Source organism: Priestia sp. P5_B4, assembly GCF_056400385.1.
Map to the genome: position 1 here is coordinate 1 of NZ_JBFULJ010000722.1, position 1,946 is coordinate 1,946.

Here is a 1,946-nt window from a genome sequence, read left to right on the forward strand (position 1 = left end):
GGTTATAGGCAATACATATAAAATGATTGCTAAAAAGTGGAGTACGGTTCCGCCAAGAACAAACATATGCCAAATCATATGATGAAAACGAAATCCTCGCCATACGTAAAAAACGGCCCCGATTGTATACAACACGCCTCCAACTACGAGAAGGACAATTCCTTGATGGGCAATGTTTTGAGTTAACGAATCCCAAGCAAACACAATCATCCATCCCATAAATACGTAAAGAATGGTGGAAATAAAAAGGAATTTCTTTACAAAAAAAGCTTTGAATACAATTCCTGCAAGAGCGATGCCCCATACAATTCCAAAAAGTGTCCAGCCGGTGGTTCCTTTTACTGCGATAAATAAAAATGGAGTGTACGTACCGGCAATAAACAAATAAATAGAAGAGTGGTCAAATATCTCAAAAAGATCTTTTACCTTACCTTCMGGAAAACTATGGACAAGCGTAGAGGAGACATAGAGAAGCAGCATGGTTACTCCGTAAATAGTAAAACTGATAACATGCCAAGGCGTTCCTTCTAACGAAGAAAGTACGATTAAAAGCGTTAATCCAACAATGCTGAGTACGGCTCCAACGCCGTGTGTAATCGCATTTGCAATTTCTTCTCCTCTTGTAAATGTGTGTGTAGTAGCCATTTACAAAATCCTTTCTTTACACAAATTTATCTTCTATTTTCTCAGAGGATCAGGTTTGAACATACCTGCTGAGAAAAAATCCGTAACTGTCAAAAACATGAGTGAAAAAGTCATTGGTTATTTCTTTATTATAGACCATTCTTTTGATTTTATCTATTTTGACTGGAGGGCCGAAAAGAGGAAAGATATATATGTGAATATTCACTAGCTGTAAAAAGCATGTATAGAAGAAAAAATTGCTTTTTGAAAAAATGGAAGAAAAGTTGTCATGAAGGCATGATTTTGAAATACATATAAAATAAAACTTTTAACAGTCAAGGTTACGATTACTGCTTAGCTCATTTGCAATAGATAAGTAACAAGATTGTAAGAAGGCAGGGGGATGGAAGCAGTGAAAAAAGAAGTTATTTTTGATGAAACAGGCAAATACAAATACTCTCTATTATGCAAATGGAGTGAAGTAAACGAACGTAAACTTACGTTTATCTTGTCATTTCCAGAAAATACGTATGAATACAGCGACGATACAGCTGTATCCAAATGCATAGAACTGGCGCAAAAGTGGGGATTTGGAGTTTTAGAAATCGTTTATTTATTCAGCTATCAAACTGATCATGTTTCGTTTTTACGCATGCTTTCAAAAGAAGAAGCTGTTGGAACAAGAGCAGGTGAGTATATTCAAAAAGCAGTGGAAGATGCTGAACTGGTTGTGGTAGCTTGGGGTGATCATGGAAGCATTTATAACCGACAAGAAGAAGTAGAACGCTTTTTGAAACACAAGCCGGTATACTGTTTTGGAAAAACGAAGCAGCAATTTCCTCGCCATATTTTATCCGTCGTGCACCGCACAGAATTACAAAAATACGAAATGCCGGCTAATCGTGAAGAGTCGGAAGAAGTTTCTTCGTTTATTGAAGACATAGATCAAAGTTTTGGTGGAGAGGATTATTCTCCAATTAAACAACTAACAGAAGAAGAACCGCTTATGTTTATTGAAGACATTGCCAGTATGTATCGGTAAAAAGAAGAAKCGAGGTTTATATTCCTCGCTTTTTCGTTAGTATAAAACACCAAGTTTTGTCATATGGTTGTATCAAGAAGCGTGTGTGAAGGGGGAACTTTATGAAGTTAAATGAAGTATTGCACCGCATCACAACTATTTATAATGAGTTAGAAGAAGAGTGCTTTCAATATATAGGGACTGTGATCAACGAAAATGCAGAGCTGGATATTTCTCGTCTAGAAGAATTAAGTACGCTGTTAAACTTCGTATATGAATGCTCGGAGGATGTATTAGTATG

General features: G+C 36.5%; 2 protein-coding genes. One reads left to right on the forward strand and one right to left on the reverse strand.

What is annotated here, in order from left to right:
- The coding region (gene trhA / locus AC1DRF_RS25160) for a PAQR family membrane homeostasis protein TrhA (protein WP_335576892.1) at positions 1-645 on the reverse strand (645 nt) is incomplete at its 3' end.
- Positions 646-1,027: 382 nt separating this feature from the next.
- Between trhA and AC1DRF_RS25165 the strand changes: the two genes are divergently transcribed.
- Positions 1,028-1,666, forward strand: a complete 639-nt coding sequence (locus AC1DRF_RS25165; RefSeq protein ID WP_377575183.1) for a DUF1643 domain-containing protein — start codon at positions 1,028-1,030, stop codon at positions 1,664-1,666.
- Positions 1,667-1,946: the final 280 nt, after the last annotated feature.